Consider the following 20,036-nt stretch of genomic DNA (forward strand, 5'->3'; position numbering starts at 1 on the left):
ACTATAACAGTTCTTTCCCAGAAGTGTGAACACGCAAAGGAGATGATTCATGTGGATAACAACCCCTGAAATAATTGAGCAGATCCTGCTTGAGGGCCAACTGGAACCGGTAAGCGATGATGCTCTTCAGCAGTCTGCACGTGATTGGCGGAGTCGAGGAGTGAAGCTCACCTCTCACGATGCGTTGCGCATCCTGCCGGTGGTGAGCATCGGCCAGCCCGAGACCTGGCCTCTCAATGACCTGTATGCACCCAAGACGTTGCCTCGCCCTATTCGGACGAAGCTCAAACAGGCAGATTTCTACCTGGTCCGTTTCTCCTGCTCTTTTCGCCCTCTTCACGAGGAGAGCCGTGTGGAGTGGGCTCGTTTCTGTGTGAACCTTCTTCCCCATCCGACGACCGGAGCACATCCGATGGCCTTTGATTTCTACCCCCAGCAGGTGATGCGAGAGGAGACAAAACGCCAGATCAAAGTGACACTGAGCCCCTTACTCAAGTTTCAAGAACTGGAGGCAAGCCTTGGCAGCGCAGAATTTGGGTTCGAGAACCCTGCACACGTTCCCATTATTAGTGCTGCCCTCGGCACAAGCTTTGACCCGAGTTGGGATTATAGAAGCGATTCAACGTCAGGTGTGTTGGGGACCAGGTGGATGTATCTGCTCGTCAAGGCTCCCAAAGGATTGGCAAGCGGACAGGCTCGGCTGGAGTTGGAGGCTGATGTCCTGGTACGAGGAACACGCATCGCGGCGAAAGTACGACGCCAACCGGATCAGGCAGGTGCGCAACTTATCGTCTCATTGTGGGGTTAATAGCAGTATGTGAAAACAACAATGCGCGATGTTCTCCATGCTTACCACACAGAGACGCATTGCTGAGAGAACCGATATCCTACCCCCGTAATCGTTTCAAGATAGGATGGACGTTTGGGATCATCCTGCAACTTGAGGCGTAAGGTATGCAAGTAGACGCGGATATAATCCACTTCCTCGTGATACCCTGTGCCCCAGACGGCGTGTATAGCGTTTGATGGGAGAGCACCTTCCCCCCCTTCGCGCATGAGAGTGAACAGCAGTGTGCATTCTATGGGCGTCAGACGCAGCATCTGCCCACGAACGACGACACATCGCTCTTTGCACAGTAAGCGAATTAGCTGATCCTCGCTTTCAAGCACAGAGCACGGGCCAACCCGTCTTGAGACATCACACGAGGACGCCAGAGACGCACGATAGCGCCTGGCATGCCCGTGTAAGCGGGCATACAGTTCCTGTTTGCCGCAGGAAAAGAAGACATAATCGTCGGCTCCAGCATCGAGCATGCTGACAATATGGGCTTCCTCCTCCTGATCGGAACAGATCACCAGCGGTGTGCGAGGTGTGATCTGACGAATCTGTTGGACCTCACGTGAGCATGTACAGCAGGCAAGCCAGACATCGTGTTGCATCAGCCGCACCGTCATGGCGGAGGCACTACTTCCCAGATGCACCAGATGCGTGACCTTGAACTGTCCTCCTCGCAGTCGTGGCCGAAGCATGCGCGCTTCCTCCCGCGTCCCGAGGAGGAGGATAGTAGAAAGGGAGAGGGTTGCTTGCGCGGTGCGCATCTGCTCAAGTAAGGCGACGAGTGGCAGGTGATAGACTTGTGTGGTCTGTGTCATGTGTTTGGGCTGCATAGTGTCTCTCCTTGTTCTTGGTGTGATGGTTTCTCTGGGCGGTAGTGTGCAAAAAATTAAAGCGCAGCAAATCGAGAGCATAGATGAGTAGATTCCACGAGGAAAAGATGTAGACATTCACCATTTCTCTGCGACAATGATTCTTATGCCGTAATTACTTGCTCCGTTTTCTCAGCTCAAATTTTTTTGCAACACTACCATTTCTGGTTGGACTGAAAAAGAAATCGAGCGTGTTCCCCTGCGAATCAGCAGCCCGATACAGATACATCCATTCCTTTTTGACCTTGATATATGTCTCGTCAACACGCCAGGAATCAGATGTGGGTTTCAAATGGGGGCGGCAACGTCGTTCGAGCTCAGGAGCATAGCGCTGAACCCAGCGGTAAATCGTCGTATGATCCACATACAGACCTCGCCCCAGCATCATATCTTCCAGATCGCGGTAGCTTAAAGAATAGCGCAAATACCACCTGATGCACAAGAGAATAATGTCGGCTTGAAAGTGACGCCATTTGAACGGGTGCAGCTCGGTCATGATGAGTTCTCTTTTGCTCTTTCTCTCAAATTTAGCAGATCCGCTTACTTCTTGCAACACAACCCCAAAATCAGCATTTTTTACACGTTAGGTGCGATAAACAATGCGAGGAGGTGGAACTTCTGCCAAATGGCCCAATTTTGTAGGAATCCTTGTACTCCCCCAAGGTGGTAAAAAAATTTGCGATGATGGCCTGCACCTCGTCTAACCTGCCCTGGAAGAAGTGGTCGGCATCCTGCACGGTGACGATGCGTTTGGGGGCTGGCACCTGCTCAAACCACTGCATCGCAGCCTCATAAGGCGCCTGGTCATCCCTGGTCCCATGGATAAACAGCTTGGGTTTATGACAACCGGCCAGGGGATTGGTAGCGCCGAACCAGCGCACGGGCACGCCCAGGCCCATCATGGCCTGGACACGGTCGTCAATGGCTGCGACCTTGAGTCCAACAAATGCACCAAACGAGAAACCAGCCAGGATCACTGGCACGCCAGGATACTTGCGGCTCATAAAATCGAGAGCATAGCGCACATCATCCATCTCGCCGCGCCCCTCGTCATATGTCCCACTGCTATGGCCAACGCCACGGAAATTGAAACAGAGTGAAGGGATGTCGTTGGCCTGCATGACTTGTGCTACTTTGAAAACGACTTTGTTATGCATCGTGCCGCCAAATAGAGGATGAGGATGGCAAACAATGCCGACATAAGCTGGCTTCTGGCCATCATCTACGGGCTTGAGTATGCTTTCAAGATACCCACTAGGTGTCTGTATATTGATATGCAAAATCTGGTTTACCATAGACATTATCCTTTTAAGGCTACGTATATCGCTTCATCTTTTCGACTTATCAGCTGCATAGAAGGTGTTATGAACAGAAAGAGCAGTGACTCATCAAGAGAGTAAAGCGATGAAGCATGAGAACGGTAAAGGCCAGCAGGTGAAGACCGGTCAGCGTCTCAGGCAAGCGTTCATAATCGCGTGCCAAGCGACGAAAACGAGTCATCCAGGCAAAGCTGCGCTCCATGACCCATCGGCGGGGCAAGAGCACGAAGCCATGCTTGGCCTCGGGCAACTTGACCACTTCCAGGCGCATCCCCTGGTCTTGGGCGGCCTGGGCGGCATTCTCGCCGGTGTATCCTTGATCGACAAAGGCGACTTCCACATGCTGACCCGTCACGTCTTGAACCTTGGTAGCCAGCTTGCCAACCTGGGTACGATCCTGCTCGTCAGCAGGCGTCACATGCAGTGCCAGCAGATGGCCCAGGGTGTCGACCGCCGCATGAACTTTACTGCTTGTGCGTCGTTTGGCTCCATCGTAGCCCGCTCGATGCCCGCTTTCTGGACTCGATTGCAGTGTTCGGCTATCAAAGATGGCAGCCGAGGGTTCCTCGTGACGCCCTTGGGCCAAGCGCAAGATGACGCGCAGATCGTTGACAATGGCCTCAAAGACGCCATTTCTGAGCCAGCGTTGCGTCTGTTGATAGACCGCAGCCCAAGGCGGCAAGTCGTGAGGCATCATGCGCCATTGCGCTCCGGTGCGCACAATCCAGCGCAAGCCGTTGAACACCTCACGCAGGTCGTGCTCTCGTTATGGCGCTTCTTTGGTCATCAAGGTCAGGTAAGGAGGCACGAAACTCCATTCTTCATCGTTTACATCGCTGGGGTATGCTTTTCTTTCCATACTCCTAGTCTAACTATTGTTCATAACAGCCTCTAGAAGATGTGACCCCTGGGCAGATGATCGGATGGATGCTGGCCCGTCCAGGGACGCTGAGTCCGCAGGCCGAGGCGCGGCTGGATCAGATCACGCAAATGGATGATACCCTCGCACAGGCACGAGAGCTGACTCGGGGCTTCTTAGACCTCATTCGCCACCACAGTGGCGAGGGACTCGAGAACTGGCTCAAAGACGTACGGGGTTCCTCGGTTGGGCAATTCCTCACTTTTGCCCGTAGCATCGAGCGAGACAAAGCCGCGATTCTTGCTGGACTCACTCTTCCCTACAGTACGGGACCTGTAGAAGGACACATTAACCGCTTGAAACTCATCAAACGGGAGGCGTATGGCCGATCTGGGCTGTCCTACCTGCAACACCGCTTCTTGCCGGCTGCTTGACCGACAAAAGGAGCACATCGAAGCAAAGGAGGGTTGAATATGCATGAGCGTGGAATGAATGTGCCGAGAGGGAATGCCCGCACAGATGTAAGCCACATAGCCCACAAGGTTATCGCCGAGTATCGTCGAATCGGAGGCTTTGCGTTCGGCTACGGGCAGGGGTCGGTATTTGTTGGGTTCTCGCAAGACTCAGACCTCGACATCAATCTCGTCTGGGAGCGTGCCTGCCCACCACAACGCTCGGAGCGTCCGGTGGTTCTCTTGTGCGACTCGGGGCATGAGCCGGTCCAATTCGATGAAGCGTCCCTGGCGCTCGACAAATTATGGGTGGATGGCCGTCAAGTCGATGTGGTCCATCACTCAAGGAAAACGTTCGACAATTGGCTTGAGCACATCCATCGCGGCGATGGCTGGCAAGAGTCGGTCTGGCCGTTGCCGCTTTTCGCCGTTTCCGGGTTCTTCTATGGGGTCCTTCTCGACGACGCTCATGGCGACGGTGCTTTGGCACACGCAGCGCTTGCGCTGTTTCCCGACGCGTTGATTCACAAGACGCATGAGGCGCTCGCGCGCAACTTCCCCTTCTAACAAGGCGAATTGGCTGCGGGCGTTCATCGTGGCGATGGCTGGCTGTTCCACGAACCGTTGGTCAAGCTCCTGCGAGACGCCTACATTACCTGGTTCGCTGCCGAACACCGTTATTGCCCGCATATGAAGCGGCTGCATTGCTGGATTGAGCGCTTCAACATGGATGAGGAGATTATCGGGATAGAACGGAGGATATGGCAAGTCCCCGACTTGGCACCAAAACTTCAGCTTGTGGCAACAATGGTGGAGAAAGTTCTTCAGGTGAAAACGACGTCACTGGAGCGTTGAGGTCCCTGGCTCGGACTGCTTCCTTTCCATTTCGAGAGAAGTTGGAAGGTTCGTGTGATGTGAAAAGAGCCGAGAAAGACAAATGTGCGGAAGCAAGAAAGATCTTCCTTCTCTTGTTTTCTCACATCAGTCATATTTTTTGAACACCAGTTCTCCACCAAACCAGTCCGAGAGCCCATAAATCGCCTCTTGTCCACTCTTGGGGCATGCTGCTTGATTGCTGATCTCTATCTTGGAAAAGTGGGCACATAGCTAGCAGGCAATATGCACCAAGAGTGGACAAGAGGCTATCTTGTCCAAACTGGTCGAGATCAATGGCAAATCACAGTATCTCTTCTTTCGCGGAGGAACCACGAATAGCACAAAAAAACCGATTGTTACATGCACGGGAGCCCTCCCGCTTCTGCCTTTATAAACTCACCTGGCGGTATAGCTGCCACGGGCAAGGGCGGTGAAGATGCCGATGGCGGCGCAGCCAGCGCAGACGAGGAAGGCTGCGTGAAAGCCCTGCTCAAAGGTGTGTTGTAGGCCCTCGACGTGGGCTGGCGAGAAGTTGTGGGCCTGAGGCGAGGAGAGCAGTGTGCCCGCTAGTGTACCACCCAGGGCGGCAAAGACCGTGCCGGTCAGGGCAACGCTCAGGCTCTGGCCGATCACGCGTCCAGTCGCCAGTAGGCCAGATGCCTCACCCTGCGCGTGGAGTGGCGCGGCGCCCATCATGGTGCGTGTGTTAGGCGACTGAAAGATGCCCTGGCCAATGCCGGTCACGGCGAGGCGCCAGAGAATATCCCAGAGGGAGCTCTGCGCATTAATCTGGCTGAGCAAGAAGAGGCCAAAGCAGGCGATAGTCAGGCCAATGGGCGAGAGCCAGCGTGATCCCAGGCGGTCCGCCAGTGTGCCGCTGAGGGGAGCCGCGAAGGCGAAGGTGAGTGGCAGTGGCGTAAGCAAGAGGCCAGTCTGGATCGTCGAGAAGCCGCGCAACTGCTCAAAGTAAAAGGGGAGCAGGAAGCCAGGTGCGAAGAGGGCCATCATACAGAGCATGAAGCTAATGTTGGCGAAGACAAAAGTGCGATTGGTCAGCAATTCCAGGTTTAAGATGGGATGAACTACGTGTGACTCGACCAGGACGCCCAGGCCCAGCATAACAACGCCTGTGCCAAAGGCGAGAAGGGTAGCGGTAGAGGTCCAGCCCCACTCCTGGCCGAAGGAGAGGCCCAGGGTCAGTGAAGCAAGAGCTATAGCCAGTACCAGTGCGCCCAGGGGATCGAAACGCTCGTGTCGCTTGCTCTCGGAGTGTGGCTCATAAAAAAAGCGCCAGCCAGCAAGGATAATGAGCAGGCTAACGGGAACGTTGACATAGAAGATCCAGCGCCAGGTCAGGTACTGCGTAATAATGCCCCCAAGGGTAGGCCCCAGGGCGACTCCTAGCGAGACCACAACCGCGTTCAGCCCCAGGGCCAGTCCCCGCTTGTTACCAGGAAAGGTACTGGTAATCATAGCGATATTGACGGAGAATATCAGCGCACCCCCAATACCCTGGAAGAGCCGCGCAATAATCAGAAAGAGCAGCGAGGGCGCCAGTCCGCAGAGCGCTGATCCCAGGACAAAAATAGCCAGTCCCGCCAGGAAAATAGGTTTGCGCCCAAGGATATCAGCCAGCCGGCCAAAGGTAAGCAGGGTCGCGGCAATGATGACGAGATAACCGATGATGATCCACTCAGTAGATCCACTGATGCCGGTATGAAAGGTACGTGCGATAGTAGGCAGACCAATATTGATAATAGAGCCATCAAGTGTTGTCATAAAGCTGGACGATGCGGCCAGAGCCAGAATGATCCATTTATTGACTGAAGGGGATGATGTCTCAAGGTCTTTATTGGTCTCGATGGCTGTATAAGGCGGTTCCTGGACTGGGGTCGCAGGCGAAGATGCTTTAACATGCATATGTGATCCAGTATCTTGTTCATAGCTATAGGGCATAGAGATCTCCCATGTGTGTTTTAATAAGTGCTTTTGCATACGCTGTGGTTATTTAAGTATAAAATTCTCAGCATGTATATGTCCAATAGATAAATCTGGTAAGATTAATAGGTAAAATCTATGAGAGGGAATTTACAAGAATGGAACTACGGCATTTACGCTATTTTGTGACTGTTGCTGAAGAGCTACACCTTGGGCGAGCGGCGAATCATTTAGCAATTATGCAGCCATCGTTGAGCCAACAGATTCAGCAATTAGAGGATGAACTGGGCTTCCCACTCTTCCGGCGAACGAAGCGCTCGGTCGAGTTAACAGACGCGGGAAGCGTCTCAGCCCAACAGGTACTTCTTCAGGTGCAGAAGGCCGAGCGGGCGCACCGTAGCGAGGTGGGGCGATTGGTAATCGGCTATATTAGCTCAAGTACCTATGATGTTTTACCCTTGATGCTGCGTCTCTTTCGCGAGCGTTTCCCTCATGTTGAGGTAATAGCCGCCGTCGCGATTACTAGCAGAGCCGCGATTACGAGGCTGGCTTGCAGGCCCTCGAGGAAAATTTCTCGGTGCGCGAGCCGTGCCCAGAAGTTCGTGACCACTAAAGAGCCTCCAACTTGGCGAATTGTATTGAGTACCCGCTCACCATTCCTGGCAGCCAGCGGGGACAATACCTGTCAGCGGTGAGGTGATGGTCGGTGTTGGTGCTGCCCTGACCATACCGACTATCACCTCACCGCTGAGCACCAGGATGCCATGAAAAAAAATAAATGTGATCGTGGACATGATCTAGCTCGTGCAGCTTGATTGGAGCCCGCCGATAATGGCCGAAAATCGGCCTAACAATGTGAGTAAACTTGGAAGGTTGTGGTAAATTAGCTGAAACATGAGCCAGATTTGAGAGTCTTGCTCACTTTCGGTGGAAAACCTCAACAGATCTCAGGAGACAACGAGGAACAGCTCAAAAGAAGCTGATTCATCCCACACCATTGCTTTGAAGCACTGCCGCTCCTGGTAAATGCCCTGAAAGGTGGCTCTGGCCCAATTTAGGTGATAAGGTCTTCAATAAGCTCGCCGATGTCATGAATCCGAGCTCGAAAAATGCGAGAAGCCAGAAAGATAAGCTCATCATTCACCTAAATTGGGCCAGAGCCACCTTTGAAGGCAAAACCAGCTAAGGTTTCGGGTCAATTACCAGCTCCACCAAAAGTGATACTGCAGGCTACCCCCTCTGAGCAGCCTGCTTCAGGGGGTAGCCTGCAGTATCACTTTGCGTGAATTGAAGAATTCAAAATAAGGGGTATCAGGCGCAACGCTTTGGGTGGGCAGGTATAGTAGAAGTACATGCGGGTGAGAGACCTGGCACTACTCAGGCACGAGAGCAGACATTTTGCACCTGGCCTCTGGCATCTGACTTCCGTGCTCGAGCAGCAGCACAATACACTCAATGTAATTTGGGCTACTAGCAATAGATACCGCATCATGGAAGGATAAGAGGCATGAAGAAACAACCGCTGAACCTCGCCTTAGAGACCAATGAGGTCCCCCAACCGATGATAGACGGAGCTGGAGCAACCGATCCAGGTCCGCGCAATGTCTTGCTGGACCTCCAGAACCCCGATTTGCTAACCCCGCCCCGTACTGACGCTGGCACGATTCCTAATCTGAAGTTCTCGTTTTCTAATGCGCACAATCGGCTCTCTGAGGGAGGCTGGGCGCGCGAGGTGACGGTGCGGGAGCTGCCCATCTCGACCACGATGGCGGGCGTGAATATGCGCTTGACCGCAGGCGGGGTACGAGAGTTGCATTGGCACAAGGAATCTGAATGGGCTCTCATGCTCAACGGTCGCGCCCGCCTGACGGCGGTGGATCAGGATGGGCGCAACTTCATCGAGGATGTCAGCGAAGGGGACCTCTGGTTCTTCCCCGCGGGCATCCCGCACTCGATCCAGGGTCTGAATGAGGGCTGCGAATTCCTGTTAGTGTTCGATAACGGCAGTTTCTCCGAGAATGAGACCTTCCTGATCACGGACTGGTTCGCACACACACCCAAAGAGATCCTGGCAAAGAACTTTGGTGTAGCAGAAAGTAATTTTGCCAGCATCCCGGCGCATGAGCGCTATATTTTTCAGAGGAACGTACCTGGTGAGTTATCTGCCGATAAGGTCTCTGCACCCAACGGCACTGTACCACAGAGCTTCACCTATCGGTTGATGGAGCAGGAGCCGATTCGCAGTAGGGGTGGGATGGTACGCATCGTTGACTCGACCAACTTTCCCGCCTCAACGACGATTGCTACGGCGCTGGTGGAAGTTGAGCCGGGCGGGTTACGGGAGTTGCACTGGCACCCCAATAATGATGAATGGCAGTATTATATCGAAGGCCAGGGGCGTATGACCGTGTTTGCGTCCGGGGGCAAGGCTCGCACGTTCGACTATCAGGCTGGGGACGTGGGCTATGTCCCATTCGCCATGGGGCACTATATTGAGAATACGGGTGAAACGCCGCTGCGCTTCCTGGAGATGTTCAAGAGTAATCGCTTTGCTGACGTGTCGCTGAATCAGTGGATGGCGTTGACCACCCCTGCCCTGGTGCAGGACCATCTGCATCTCAACCAGACGGTCATGGATGCGCTGCACAAACAGAAGCAACCAGTCGTCATTTGAGGCGCACAGAGGGAGGAGTCAACCAGTACGCTGGCGGCCCAGTCCAGTTTCCCGCTCATCCAATGGATCAGGCCTGCAACTCGTCGCCAGGTGCCTGGCGCTACACCCCAATACCCACCGAGCAGACAGAAACCGTCTCATATCAGACAGCGTGTGAAATCAGCAAGGGAGAAGGTGTAGAGAGATGAGTTCACAGCAAACCGAACAATCACCCTGGGAAAGGGCAGTGCGTATCATCAAGCCCGACCAGTTTGATAGCCATACACCGCAGACAGCCGGAATGCGGCGCGTCGCAGCGGTTACCAAGAAGTTAGCTGATACCAAAGGCATATGGGCAGGTGTCACAAACGTACGGGCACACGTCGGAACTGGCAAACACCATCATGGTGAGCAGGAGACCGTCATTTATGTCGCCACCGGGAGCATTCAGATGGTCTGGGGCGATAATCTGGAGTTCCAGGCCAATGCTGAAGCGGGCGATTTCATCTACGTGCCGCCTTTTGTGCCACACAAAGAGATGAATGCCGGCGACATCCCCTCGCAATGGGTCATTGCGCGCACCGGCCAGGAGCCGATTGTCGTCAACCTAGAACCGGCGGATAGCGCGCAGCAGGCTATCAATGATAACCTACATGCCATACTATAAAGAAGGACGAAAAGTGCCCGTGCTTTTCCCACCGTGCGTTCACTTCTCTGTGCCACCCCATTGTGCTGTACAGAGAAGTGAACGCAGCAGACATTCCTTCACGATGGGTTATTGTGCGCACTGGCCAGGAGCTAACGGTCATTCATCGTTCCGCTCGCAGGGTGGCAGCTACCCAGCGGAGTGTGATCTGTTCCCTCATCAGGACGGTTTCCAGACAAGTCATCGCGTTCATGTGTAGATGGAAGCGGTCAGCAATGTAAAGCGCATGGGGAGCTCCGCGTCGAATCGCATCAGAGAAAGTTGGGCTGCGGTCGCGCGTGACGATCTGCACGTTTGGATGCTGACGGAACCAAGCAGCCACCGTGTCTGCCTCACAGTCGGCTAAGAGCCCCAAGAGCCGATGCGTTTCGAGATCGACCAGAATCGTACCGTACCGGCGCCTTGCGCGTCCAAGGATATCAGCCAGGCGACCAAAGGTAAGCAGGGTCGCGGCAATGATGACGAGATAACCGATGATGATCCACTCAGTAGATCCACTGATGCCGGTATGAAAGGTACGTGCGATAGTAGGCAGACCAATATTGATAATAGAGCCATCAAGTGTTGTCATAAAGCTGGACGATGCGGCCAGAGCCAGAATGATCCATTTATTGACTGAAGGGGATGATGTCTCAAGGTCTTTATTGGTCTCGATGGCTGTATAAGGCGGTTCCTGGACTGGGGTCGCAGGCGAAGATGCTTTAACATGCATATGTGATCCACAGTATCTTGTTCATAGCTATAGGGCATAGAGATCTCCCATGTGTGTTTTAATAGGTGCTTTTGCATACGCTGTGGTTATTTAAGTGTAAAATTCTCAGCATGTATATGTCCAATAGATAAATCTGGTAAGATTAATAGGTAAAATCTATGAGAGGGAATTTACAAGAATGGAACTACGGCATTTACGCTATTTTGTGGCTGTTGCTGAAGAGCTACACTTTGGGCGGGCCGCAACGCGCTTATCAATTATGCAGCCATCATTGAGTCAGCAGATTCAGCAGTTGGAGGATGAGCTGGGCTTCCCACTCTTCCGGCGAACGAAGCGCTCGGTAGAATTAACGGATGCGGGTAGCGTCTTTCTTGATGCGGCACGGAAGGTGCTTCTCCAGGTACAGGAGGCGAAGCAGGCTGCCCAGAGGGCACACCGTGGCGAGGCGGGGCGGCTCGTTATTGGCTATATTAGCTCCAGTACCTATGATGTCTTGCCCTTGATGTTGCGTCTGTTTCGTGAGCGCTTCCCGCAGGTTGAGGTAGCCCTGCGGGAATTGACGACGCATGAGCAATTGCGTGCTTTAGAGGAGGGCGCCATCCAGATTGGACTTATTCGCCTGCCTATTAACGCGCCATGGGTAAGCGTACAGGTTGTGCGGCGCGAACCCATTGTCTGTGTTCTGCCAGAGCGGCATCCGTTAGCAGCCCATGAGCGAATTCCAGGCACTTTGCTGGCGCAGGAGCCCTTTGTCTTGCAATCTCGTCAACAGGGATCGGGCTATCATGTGTACCTCATGAAGCTATGCCTGGGCTATGGTTTTACGCCCAATGTCGTGCAGGAGGTCACGCAGATGCATGCCATTGTGGGTATGGTTGCCGCTGGCATTGGCGTCTCCCTGGTGCCCCTCTCGACGCAAAATATTCGTAGCCAGGGCGTGGTTTATCGCGAACTGGAGGGTGAGGCGCCCATAACGGAGGTGGCTGTGGCCTGGCGGAGCGATGCCCATTCCAGGCTTATCCAAAATTTTCTCTCGGTGGCGCGTGAGGCGACACCAGACCTCCACTAGGTAGCGTGTGGGCTAGAAGCTTGTTTCGTGTCTCAGTCATCCGCAGGTTGTTGGCCAGCATACTCTTTGAGTGAGAGGGCGGCCAGAAGTGAGATGACTGCCATACACATTATATAGAAGGCAATGAGTATATAGGGTGGAAGGTCAGCAGTAAGCGGGCTGTGGAGTGAGAGCAGGTAGGTAGCGATGATAGGCGCTGGCCCCCCCGCTGTGATAGAAGCCAGTTGATAACCCAGTGAGGCGCCACTGTAGCGCAAACGGGGGCCAAAGTGCTCCGCGATCAAGCTTGCCTCCGGTCCATAGAGCCAGCTAATGCAGATGCCGATGGAGAAGACGATGGCGAAGACCACCAGGAGCGGATTTCTAGATTGAAGCAAGGCAAAATAAGGAACGGCGAAGAGTGCCATAAGAATCACGCCCAACATGAACCAGCGCTTGCGTCCAATGTGGTCAGAGATGAGGGCAAAAATAGGGATGGTGACGAAGGTAATGATTGCCGAAAAGAAGATCCCGGTATAGAGAAGGCTGGAATCTAGCTGGATGACGTTGGCCCCATAAGAGAGTACAAACACGGTAAAGAGGTAGAAGGGAGCATTCTCGGCTGAACGGAGCAGGGCGCACAGGCAAACCACGCGCCAGTGATAATAAAGAACCTCAAGCGGGGGCGCTTTAGCGATCTGCTGCGCCCCTTTAATACGCTGAAAGGCTGGAGTCTCTGGGATGTGCAAGCGGATGTACAGACCAATGATTATCAGCGCAGAACTCATGAGGCAGGGGATGCGCCAGCCGATGCTGGTGAAGGCCTCACCTGGATAGAGCTGCTGAAAGAGCAGCACGGCGAGCGCGGAGAGGGCCAGGCCAATAGGCACGCTTGTCTGCGGCCAGCTTGTCCAGAAGCCGCGCCTCTGATCATCACCATGTTCCATACATAGGAGGATTGAGCCGCTCCATTCTCCACCAAGGGCCATACCTTGAAGGAAGCGGAGCAGCGAGAGCAGGATGGGGGCCGCGATCCCGATTTCCGCGTAACCTGGCAAAATGCCCATCAAGATCGTAGCTGTGCCCATGAGCAAGAGGGTCGCGACCAGGGTAGACTTGCGACCAATGCGGTCACCAAACCAGCCGAAGAAGGCTCCGCCAATAGGGCGGGCGGCAAAGCCCACAAAGTTGGTCGTGAAGGCCGCGATGGCGCCGGCAGAGGGATCGAGTGTTGGAAAGAAAAGCTGGGGAAAGACCGTCACCGCCAGGAAGCCATACAGAAAGAAATTAAACCACTCGATAGAGGCGCCAATAGTGCTGGCGCTGATCAGGGGCAGCATCTCACGAAAGGTGATAGGCGTCGTGTTTTTCGCAGGTAATGCCACTGTGCTGCACCTTCTTCCGGCTAGAAATAGTTCGTATACGTCTTCTTGATGACATTCATACCAGAGGTACATGCATTTCGTCAATACTTGTGTCTGCGTCAACTGGGCTTCTTGGCTCGCAAGCTCGCCTCTGGTAAGCGATGGTGGTGTGATGGATGGGCAATTGCCCATCCATCACACCACCATCGCTTACCTATGAGCGCCGCAGGCGCGAAAACTTATGCCGGACGTGGTAATGTTAATCGGCGGGAGCCAGGGTTATCTCAGGCTCATTGGCTGTAGGCGCCTCGGCACCTGAGATATCTGATTTTGTCATTTCCTTAAGGCCCAGAACCGAGGCAAAGGAGATGACGGCAAGTACGACCATGTAGATTGCGACCGCCTGCCAGGAACCCGTTCCGATGTTGACTACGACTTTGCTCAGACCAAGGGCAGAGAGGTTGTTCTTACCGGTCAAGAGCAAGAGGGCGATGATCGGAGCCAGGCCACCAGCGAAGGGCGCGGCTAGCTGGTAGCCAAGCGAGGCACCGCTATAGCGAGAGCGGGTGCCAAAGCGCTCGGCGATGAGCGCCGCCTGTGGACCATAGACCCAGGAGTGGAAGATAGCGAGAGAGAGAACGACCGCGATGAAGAAGGTAACCGTTCCGGCGTTCATCAACAAGAAGTACGGGAAGGCAAAAAGCGCCATAAGCACGCAGCCGATCAGGTACCATTTGCGCCGCCCGAAGCGGTCGGAGAGGTGACCAAAGAGTGGGATGGTGATCATCTCCAGAATGGAGCCGACTGTGATGGCGTTGAGGATAAACGTCTTATCCAGGGCCAGTTTATCCAGGCCATAGGTGATGACAAAGGTTACGAACAGGTAGAAAGGCGCCTGCTCAATGAAGCGGGAGCCCGCGCTGAGCAGGATCTCGGGTGTGCTGTAGCGGAAAGCCTCGACGAGCGGAGCTTTGGCTTCACGCTTCTGCTCTTTGAGCTGCGCGAAAAGCGGGGTCTCCAGCACGCTTAAGCGGATGTAGAGGCCGACGATGATCAGGAGTGCGCTGACAAAGAAGGGGATGCGCCAACCCCAGTCGAGGAAGCTGGCTCCTGTAGAGGACTGGACGATGTTGGCCACGACAGTGGAGAGCACCAGGCCAAGGGGGGCGCCCATCTGTGGCCAGCTGGCCCAGAAGCCTCTGCGTTCTTTATGACCATATTCAAGCGCCAGCAGGACCGAGCCACCCCACTCGCCGCCTACACCCAGACCCTGACCCAGGCGCAGCAGCACAAGGATCACGGGTGCGGCAATGCCTATCGCCGTATAGCCAGGCAAGAAACCGATGAGCAGCGTCGAGATACCCATCAACAAGAGCGTCGCGATAAGTGTGGATTTGCGACCGATGCGGTCACCGAGGTGGCCAAAGAGCGCACCTCCAAAGGGGCGTGCGATAAAGCCAACCAGGAAGGTGAACAAAGATAGGAGGGTACCAACTACCTGGTTCGAGCCAGGAAAGAAAAGCTTAGGGAAGACGAGGGTCGCCATCGTTCCATAGAGGAAGAAATCATACCATTCAATAGCTGTGCCCAGAGTGCTTGAAAAGATAACAGGTCCCATGCGTGAGCGTGCGATGTTGTCATTGGCCGTCGCCATATTTCCCTCCAGTGCGAATAAATAAGCTCTGCTGTACAACACTGTACTTGATTATGCTAAGTGTAGAGGCCGGAGGGTAAATATCACGTAAACAAAGGCAAGAGAATATAAACAAAAATATAAACATTGAAATGGCAACGGAGAAAACAGCATAACTCTGCTGTGGATAAGCCGTCTCATAATCATGAAGTATGTGTAGAGATATCTCATCCACAACAGGGTAGGCAAGGCATCACTGGTGCGTTTCCACGATTGGCACTCTGTTATCTGGGGAATGAATTAGACTTGGGCTAACGCGAGGTACCAGCACCCCATACTTCAGCAACACGTCCGTTTTCGATCCGAAAGATCTCTATGATGACGGGCTGAGGCTGTCCTGAAGCCACCGGGACGCCATGAACAGTCACTCGAAGAGCTGCCTTGTCACCTTCAACCAGTACATCTTCGACCACGAAGCACTTATCAGGAAAGGTTGTAGGAAAGGCATGCGCTACAGCATTTTTTACGCTCTCGATGCCTATTTCTCCTGTTGCATGCCTGATGACGCGTGGATCAAAGAGTTCCTCCAATGCCGCAATGTTTCTCGCATTAATGGCTTCATAGACACGGTATCCTAAAGCCCTGGTGTCTGCTGCTGTCATTTGAAATCTCCTTGTGTAAAAACCACTAACGGGCGATCAGTCGGTCCTGCCAGCCAATAGTGCAGTGTGGTGGCGCCACGAGTAATTTGTTGGTGTTCTGCTGTAAGATCTTCCATTTGTACCTTTTTCTTTGTGGAAGAGATGGATAAGCCCTTCCTCTGAAGACTCCCCGTGCGAAAGCAGCGGGGGGTCTGAGCGTTCCGTTCACGCTTCCAGCCTTCCTAGAGAGGCTGGCTCTTGTGTGGGTTCCCTCAGACTTTTCGGCAGACGCGCTCTGGCTCGAGTCACCCCCAAGCTTCGGGGCAAGATCTGCCCCTCTTTCGCGCGTTGTGCTGTACGCTCGTGTGCTGCCCGCAGGCGCGCCTCCGCACCCTCCCAATACTCCTGGTATCGGGCACACGAGGGAATGGGATCTGCTGGATCGAGGGAGGCGGCAAGAAACGCCGAATACAGGTCGCGTTGCACGGGCCCCACGCCACATGCACAGTGATGCCAGCGCTGAGAAAGCGGCTTCTTGACCCGTCTGCCACATCCGTGACACCATTGGCTCAGGGCCGTCGTGCGCGTGGGAACTTCGACGAGGATGCCGCCCGTGCTTGCAACGGTGCGTCTCAACAGCTCTACAAACATCCCAGGTGATCTCAGTCCCACACTCTTGCCAAACTGCTTCTGCCATGCCTTGTAGGAAATCTTTTCGATGATAATGGTGCTGCCAAGCTTCACTACCTGATGCACTTTGCGCCCATGCAGGCTCTTGCGGTGCGCTGCCAACTTGCGCTCTTTGGTCGCCTTGCGTCGTCGGGTGACCTGGTAGCGCTTGCTCTGTTTCCACCGCAGCTTCTTCTTGCCTTGCTTTTTGATGCGCCCCTTTTCGTCGTAGTGCTCAGGATTGGCCGCCCTTCGTTGCCGCTCCATTTGCCGTTGCAAGCGACGAATGGCACAGGCCTCAGGAGCCAGTTCCGCGCAGAACACCTCCAGGCTCGCCTCTCCCTCCTGGGGGAAGAGGGCCAGGGTGGAGGGACCAAGGTCACCGCCAACGATACTCTTGCCAACCGTGTGTTTTTTCTTTCGGTGGGGTTTGCCTTCCAGAGCCAACTGCACGACGTAGCGATAGCCCTGGGCATCAGCGCCCGCCGCTCTGGGGCTGCTGGCGGGACGTTGGATGAGGCGAGCGTACTTGATGCGGTGCCTGAGCCCATGGGTCACGACTTCATCCTTCCAATCGATGAGAGCGGGCAACTGGTCTCCGTTCCAGAGCAGAGACCCTGCGTTTCCCTCCTCGGGTGGTTGCAACACAAAGTGCAGGCTGGTATCGTTGCGTTTGTTCTCGATGCTGGAGAAGCCGCGTCCTCGGCTTTTGAAACGCACCCGCCTGGCTTGGCCCAGGCAGACGCGGTTGAGGGCGCGATAGGCACGGGTCGCCAGGGTTTGCGCGAGGACCGCCTCGATATGCTCGGCAATCCAGCCGACGCGTAATCCTTTGACGGCTTCATGCAACGCGGCTTCGGTGAAGCCATACGCTTTGCGCAAGGCGGAGAAGGCAGCGGCCCGTTCGGCTTTCTGGGTGCGAGGAATGGTACGAGCCACGTGCCAGGCAGGGTCAGCGCGCATGCGACGCAAGCGCTTTTGGCCTTGGGAGAGGATGGCATTGTAGAGTTGACGAGCAGCTTCCAAATGGGCACGCAAGCGGGAGGCTTGCCCTGCATCGACGACCAGAGGCAGTTCGAGCAGGAAGGTGGGAGTGGCAGGCCGTTTCTCCTGCTGTTCCTTCTTCTTGCGTTGTCCCCGGCATGTCTTTGGCATACCCGCTCCTCCTTCAATCTCATACGTGCGATCGATCCTCACACGGCTATTGTACCAGAGAGTCGGGAAGAACACAAGTTCTAGAAGGCTGGCTTTTTCCGGCCCTCACGCTCACGCGGGAGTGGCGATTCATCCCCGGCATCAAGACCTGTCTTTTACCCACATTTTACAAACGGAGGTGAAAAGCCAAATGAGCGCCCTCAAGCAGTGCCTGCAAGTGGAGCCAGCCCTTCCAAAGGGTTTTCCAGCCAGGAGGCCCGTCACCTCGACGCGCCAAGAACCCTCCCATGCGCGCAATCTCTGTCCAGAAGGTCTCAACCGTCATGGTGGAAGGCAAGAGACCGACGTGAGCAGCCAGGATCGTGAGCGTTTCTGGCTCGATGACCTCATGGGCCGGGCTTTCTGGCGCTTGACGGGAGAGATCACGCACTTGCAACAAACGCACGGCGAGAGGAGAGAGCATTCCCAGCAAGCGGATCAGGCGCTCGGCGCTTTGGACTTGCCGCTCTTCGATACGACATCCCGTTTTGAGGCAATGGTGATAGTCCTCCACCCGCCAGCGAGCGCGATACCACTCGACCCGTTGCCAGGCTTGCTCACAAGTTGTCCCGACCAGAGAGGTCAACAGAATCCATTCGAGCGGCTCTTCGCCTTTTGGAGCCCCTTCTTCCCACACCCGAATGACCCAGACAGGCAAGGGAGGAAGTTTGTTGAGACGGCTATCATTGCGCGGTGGCAGCAGTTCAAGAGAGGTCCACGACAGATACAACGTGGTAGAACGAGCCTGGTGCCCATGCCGAGCGGGAAGATCAAACGGACGCACGTCCGAACTTGGCTGCGAACGGACCTGCTCAAAGAGATACCCGAGCGTTCCCTCCTGGGTTTGAACACGCCGATCTTGCGTCGCACGCACAACAAAGTGCGTATCGATGCTTCGGCAAACGTGCAGGAACTCAAAGATATCGGCTCCACGATCTGCTACCTGCACCCGCACACTCGATGCGGGAGAGGGTCCAATGTGCTGGACACATTGGTGCCAGATATCGGTTTCTTTCTCGCGCCTGCACCGCTGCGCTCGAGTTTCGCCTTTGGGTGCAGGAATGCGAATGAAGGGACATTGATAGGCACACCCCAGCACCGCCCGGCTGTCCGGTTCAACGGCCAGGACGGTTTGCAGGTACATCCCACGCCCATTCCCATTGCCGATTTCTCCCAAGCCGCTCATTTTGCGCCGATGGCTCAAATCCAGGTCCGTCGTATCCTGTACCAGCAACACAAGTGGCAAGGTATCCATGCGCAGGCGTGTCTGTTGCCAATGGGGTTGCATCAGCGCATCAAAGGTGACATTGGGTTCATCAAGCAGTCGATACACGGCTTTTGCATCTTTCCAGGTCTGCGCCTGGGCTGGCAGCGAGGCTGCGGGCTCCTCGGCCATGTGAGCCGCTGTCGTCACGGCCCGCCTCGTGCGGCGCATGTCTTTCAGTTGCGTCTGTCCAAAGGTAGCTTCTGCCCATTGCTCTGGGTCCAGAATCTCTTGCGTTTTCATCTCTCCATTCTATACGATTGTAAATTGTGGGTAAAAGACAGGCATCAAGACCGGGGCTTTCTCGCCATGTTCTCTGTAAAGTCTGTTGTGTTGCACCCGTCGTTTTGACGTTTGAGCGATGTCTTTTTCTCCTAACATCAGATCCAGAAAGGAGAACTCATTCATGCCCTAGGTCTTCTTGCTGGATAAGGCGTATGTTTGTACGCAACCGTTCAAGGGCTTGCAACATGGCTTCCCGCTCTTCCCTGGTGATGCCATCGAGCAATCGTGTCTGAAACTCGCTGTGTGTTGCGCGAATTCCAGCGGTGATCGCATGCCCGGAAGGAGTCAAAGAGACGAGCGTGTAGCGATTATTCTGTGGATCGAGGCGACGACTGAGTACTCCTTCTGCCTCAAACTGCTTGACTAGGCGGGTAATCGTGGCGCCATCAAGCAATAAATGTTGCTGGAGATCAGCATGGCTAATCTCGCCCTGACGCTCCAAAAGCATCAGGAGTTGCCATCGTGCCTGACTCATACCAAGATGTTGAGCGAAGGTCTGCTTGGCTTCAGAACAGGCGTATGACAATTGTCGAAAGAGAGTATCCTCAAGAGTATCCATAACTTGCGTTACCTCCAAGCACTAATCCAACGCGCTTCCTATGAGAAGAAACTAACTGCGGTCAAAGTATTTATATCATCAACTATTGATATTGTCAATAGTTGATAAGATCAATGAAATACCCTGACAAGTTGGAAGGTGACTATAGGGAGAGGAT

General features: G+C 54.4%; 17 protein-coding genes and 2 pseudogenes. 6 read left to right on the top strand and 13 right to left on the bottom strand.

From position 1 onward, the window contains the following. Positions 1-49: 49 nt before the first annotated feature. The gene (locus tag KRAC_RS51070) at positions 50-808 is read left to right on the top strand and encodes a hypothetical protein (protein ID WP_007920792.1); all 759 of its coding nucleotides are present in this window, start codon (positions 50-52) and stop codon (positions 806-808) included. 41 nt (positions 809-849) lie between these two features. On the opposite strand, the gene KRAC_RS64240 is transcribed toward KRAC_RS51070, so the two are convergent. The 4 genes and pseudogenes from KRAC_RS64240 to KRAC_RS51090 all read right to left on the bottom strand — a co-directional run bounded on the left by KRAC_RS64240 (position 850) and on the right by KRAC_RS51090 (position 3,885). Continuing rightward, on the bottom strand, positions 850-1,668 hold the full coding sequence (locus KRAC_RS64240; protein WP_007920794.1) for a winged helix-turn-helix domain-containing protein: 819 nt from the start codon (positions 1,666-1,668) through the stop codon (positions 850-852). 178 nt (positions 1,669-1,846) lie between these two features. After that, a pseudogene (locus tag KRAC_RS51080) lies at positions 1,847-2,203 on the bottom strand (IS6 family transposase); the annotation flags it as partial. Positions 2,204-2,273: 70 nt separating this feature from the next. Then, on the bottom strand, positions 2,274-3,002 hold the full coding sequence (locus KRAC_RS51085; RefSeq protein ID WP_007920797.1) for an alpha/beta hydrolase: 729 nt from the start codon (positions 3,000-3,002) through the stop codon (positions 2,274-2,276). A 67-nt stretch (positions 3,003-3,069) separates the two neighbouring features. Continuing rightward, a pseudogene (locus KRAC_RS51090) lies at positions 3,070-3,885 on the bottom strand (IS5 family transposase). Positions 3,886-3,926: 41 nt separating this feature from the next. Here KRAC_RS51090 and KRAC_RS51095 point away from each other — a divergent pair. Beyond that, on the top strand, positions 3,927-4,319 hold the full coding sequence (locus KRAC_RS51095) for a transposase (RefSeq protein WP_169461052.1): 393 nt from the start codon (positions 3,927-3,929) through the stop codon (positions 4,317-4,319). 360 nt (positions 4,320-4,679) lie between these two features. Here KRAC_RS51095 and KRAC_RS73030 read toward each other — a convergent pair whose 3' ends face one another. Further along, a complete protein-coding gene (locus tag KRAC_RS73030; RefSeq protein ID WP_157508064.1) occupies positions 4,680-5,105 on the bottom strand; it encodes a hypothetical protein in 426 nt (141 codons plus the stop codon). A gap of 504 nt (positions 5,106-5,609) precedes the next feature. Continuing rightward, complete coding sequence (locus tag KRAC_RS51110; RefSeq protein WP_157508066.1) at positions 5,610-7,169, bottom strand: MFS transporter; 1,560 nt, start codon at positions 7,167-7,169, stop codon at positions 5,610-5,612. A 140-nt stretch (positions 7,170-7,309) separates the two neighbouring features. On the opposite strand from KRAC_RS51110, the gene KRAC_RS51115 reads away from it, so the two are divergent. From KRAC_RS51115 to KRAC_RS51130, 3 genes are all read left to right on the top strand, one after another. After that, a complete protein-coding gene (locus KRAC_RS51115; RefSeq protein ID WP_007920804.1) occupies positions 7,310-7,846 on the top strand; it encodes a LysR family transcriptional regulator in 537 nt (178 codons plus the stop codon). An 812-nt stretch (positions 7,847-8,658) separates the two neighbouring features. Next, positions 8,659-9,825 carry an oxalate decarboxylase family bicupin gene (locus tag KRAC_RS51120; protein WP_007920807.1) on the top strand — a complete coding sequence of 389 codons (1,167 nt, stop codon included), beginning with the start codon at positions 8,659-8,661 and terminating at the stop codon, positions 9,823-9,825. 184 nt (positions 9,826-10,009) lie between these two features. Beyond that, positions 10,010-10,471, top strand: a complete 462-nt coding sequence (locus KRAC_RS51130; protein WP_007920815.1) for a cupin domain-containing protein — start codon at positions 10,010-10,012, stop codon at positions 10,469-10,471. 142 nt (positions 10,472-10,613) lie between these two features. Here the strand turns inward: KRAC_RS51130 and KRAC_RS64245 are convergent, their stop codons facing one another. Next, complete coding sequence (locus KRAC_RS64245; RefSeq protein WP_007920816.1) at positions 10,614-11,222, bottom strand: transposase; 609 nt, start codon at positions 11,220-11,222, stop codon at positions 10,614-10,616. 178 nt (positions 11,223-11,400) lie between these two features. On the opposite strand from KRAC_RS64245, the gene KRAC_RS51140 reads away from it, so the two are divergent. Continuing rightward, on the top strand, positions 11,401-12,291 hold the full coding sequence (locus tag KRAC_RS51140) for a LysR family transcriptional regulator (RefSeq protein WP_007920817.1): 891 nt from the start codon (positions 11,401-11,403) through the stop codon (positions 12,289-12,291). 32 nt (positions 12,292-12,323) lie between these two features. Here the strand turns inward: KRAC_RS51140 and KRAC_RS51145 are convergent, their stop codons facing one another. The 6 genes from KRAC_RS51145 to KRAC_RS51170 all read right to left on the bottom strand — a co-directional run bounded on the left by KRAC_RS51145 (position 12,324) and on the right by KRAC_RS51170 (position 19,879). Beyond that, complete coding sequence (locus tag KRAC_RS51145; protein ID WP_040447510.1) at positions 12,324-13,655, bottom strand: MFS transporter; 1,332 nt, start codon at positions 13,653-13,655, stop codon at positions 12,324-12,326. A gap of 238 nt (positions 13,656-13,893) precedes the next feature. Further along, positions 13,894-15,288 carry an MFS transporter gene (locus KRAC_RS51150; RefSeq protein WP_007920823.1) on the bottom strand — a complete coding sequence of 465 codons (1,395 nt, stop codon included), beginning with the start codon at positions 15,286-15,288 and terminating at the stop codon, positions 13,894-13,896. A gap of 290 nt (positions 15,289-15,578) precedes the next feature. Next, positions 15,579-15,929, bottom strand: a complete 351-nt coding sequence (locus KRAC_RS51155; RefSeq protein ID WP_007920824.1) for an ester cyclase — start codon at positions 15,927-15,929, stop codon at positions 15,579-15,581. 204 nt (positions 15,930-16,133) lie between these two features. Further along, complete coding sequence (locus KRAC_RS51160) at positions 16,134-17,732, bottom strand: hypothetical protein (protein WP_007920825.1); 1,599 nt, start codon at positions 17,730-17,732, stop codon at positions 16,134-16,136. A 166-nt stretch (positions 17,733-17,898) separates the two neighbouring features. Beyond that, entirely contained in the window at positions 17,899-19,278 is a 1,380-nt protein-coding gene (locus KRAC_RS51165) for an IS4 family transposase (RefSeq protein ID WP_007904297.1), read from the bottom strand. A 157-nt stretch (positions 19,279-19,435) separates the two neighbouring features. Next, positions 19,436-19,879: a MarR family winged helix-turn-helix transcriptional regulator gene (locus KRAC_RS51170; RefSeq protein WP_007920827.1), complete on the bottom strand. Its 444-nt coding sequence runs from the start codon at positions 19,877-19,879 to the stop codon at positions 19,436-19,438. Between the last annotated feature and the right edge of the window lie 157 nt (positions 19,880-20,036).

Source organism: Ktedonobacter racemifer DSM 44963, from assembly GCF_000178855.1.
In the GTDB taxonomy this organism is placed as follows: domain Bacteria; phylum Chloroflexota; class Ktedonobacteria; order Ktedonobacterales; family Ktedonobacteraceae; genus Ktedonobacter; species Ktedonobacter racemifer.

Bases quoted from the DNA above. Each gene is read 5' to 3' on its own strand.
- KRAC_RS51120 (WP_007920807.1), top strand. From the start codon at position 8,659: ATGAAGAAACAACCGCTGAACCTCGCCTTAGAGACCAATGAGGTCCCC.
- KRAC_RS51110 (WP_157508066.1), bottom strand. From the start codon at position 7,169: ATGCCCTATAGCTATGAACAAGATACTGGATCACATATGCATGTTAAA.
- KRAC_RS51130 (WP_007920815.1), top strand. From the start codon at position 10,010: ATGAGTTCACAGCAAACCGAACAATCACCCTGGGAAAGGGCAGTGCGT.
- KRAC_RS51165 (WP_007904297.1), bottom strand. From the start codon at position 19,278: ATGAAAACGCAAGAGATTCTGGACCCAGAGCAATGGGCAGAAGCTACC.
- KRAC_RS51170 (WP_007920827.1), bottom strand. From the start codon at position 19,879: ATGGATACTCTTGAGGATACTCTCTTTCGACAATTGTCATACGCCTGT.
- KRAC_RS51070 (WP_007920792.1), top strand. From the start codon at position 50: ATGTGGATAACAACCCCTGAAATAATTGAGCAGATCCTGCTTGAGGGC.
- KRAC_RS51155 (WP_007920824.1), bottom strand. From the start codon at position 15,929: ATGACAGCAGCAGACACCAGGGCTTTAGGATACCGTGTCTATGAAGCC.
- KRAC_RS51160 (WP_007920825.1), bottom strand. From the start codon at position 17,732: ATGCCAAAGACATGCCGGGGACAACGCAAGAAGAAGGAACAGCAGGAG.
- KRAC_RS51115 (WP_007920804.1), top strand. From the start codon at position 7,310: ATGGAACTACGGCATTTACGCTATTTTGTGACTGTTGCTGAAGAGCTA.
- KRAC_RS51085 (WP_007920797.1), bottom strand. From the start codon at position 3,002: ATGGTAAACCAGATTTTGCATATCAATATACAGACACCTAGTGGGTAT.
- KRAC_RS51140 (WP_007920817.1), top strand. From the start codon at position 11,401: ATGGAACTACGGCATTTACGCTATTTTGTGGCTGTTGCTGAAGAGCTA.
- KRAC_RS64240 (WP_007920794.1), bottom strand. From the start codon at position 1,668: ATGCAGCCCAAACACATGACACAGACCACACAAGTCTATCACCTGCCA.
- KRAC_RS64245 (WP_007920816.1), bottom strand. From the start codon at position 11,222: ATGCATGTTAAAGCATCTTCGCCTGCGACCCCAGTCCAGGAACCGCCT.
- KRAC_RS51150 (WP_007920823.1), bottom strand. From the start codon at position 15,288: ATGGCGACGGCCAATGACAACATCGCACGCTCACGCATGGGACCTGTT.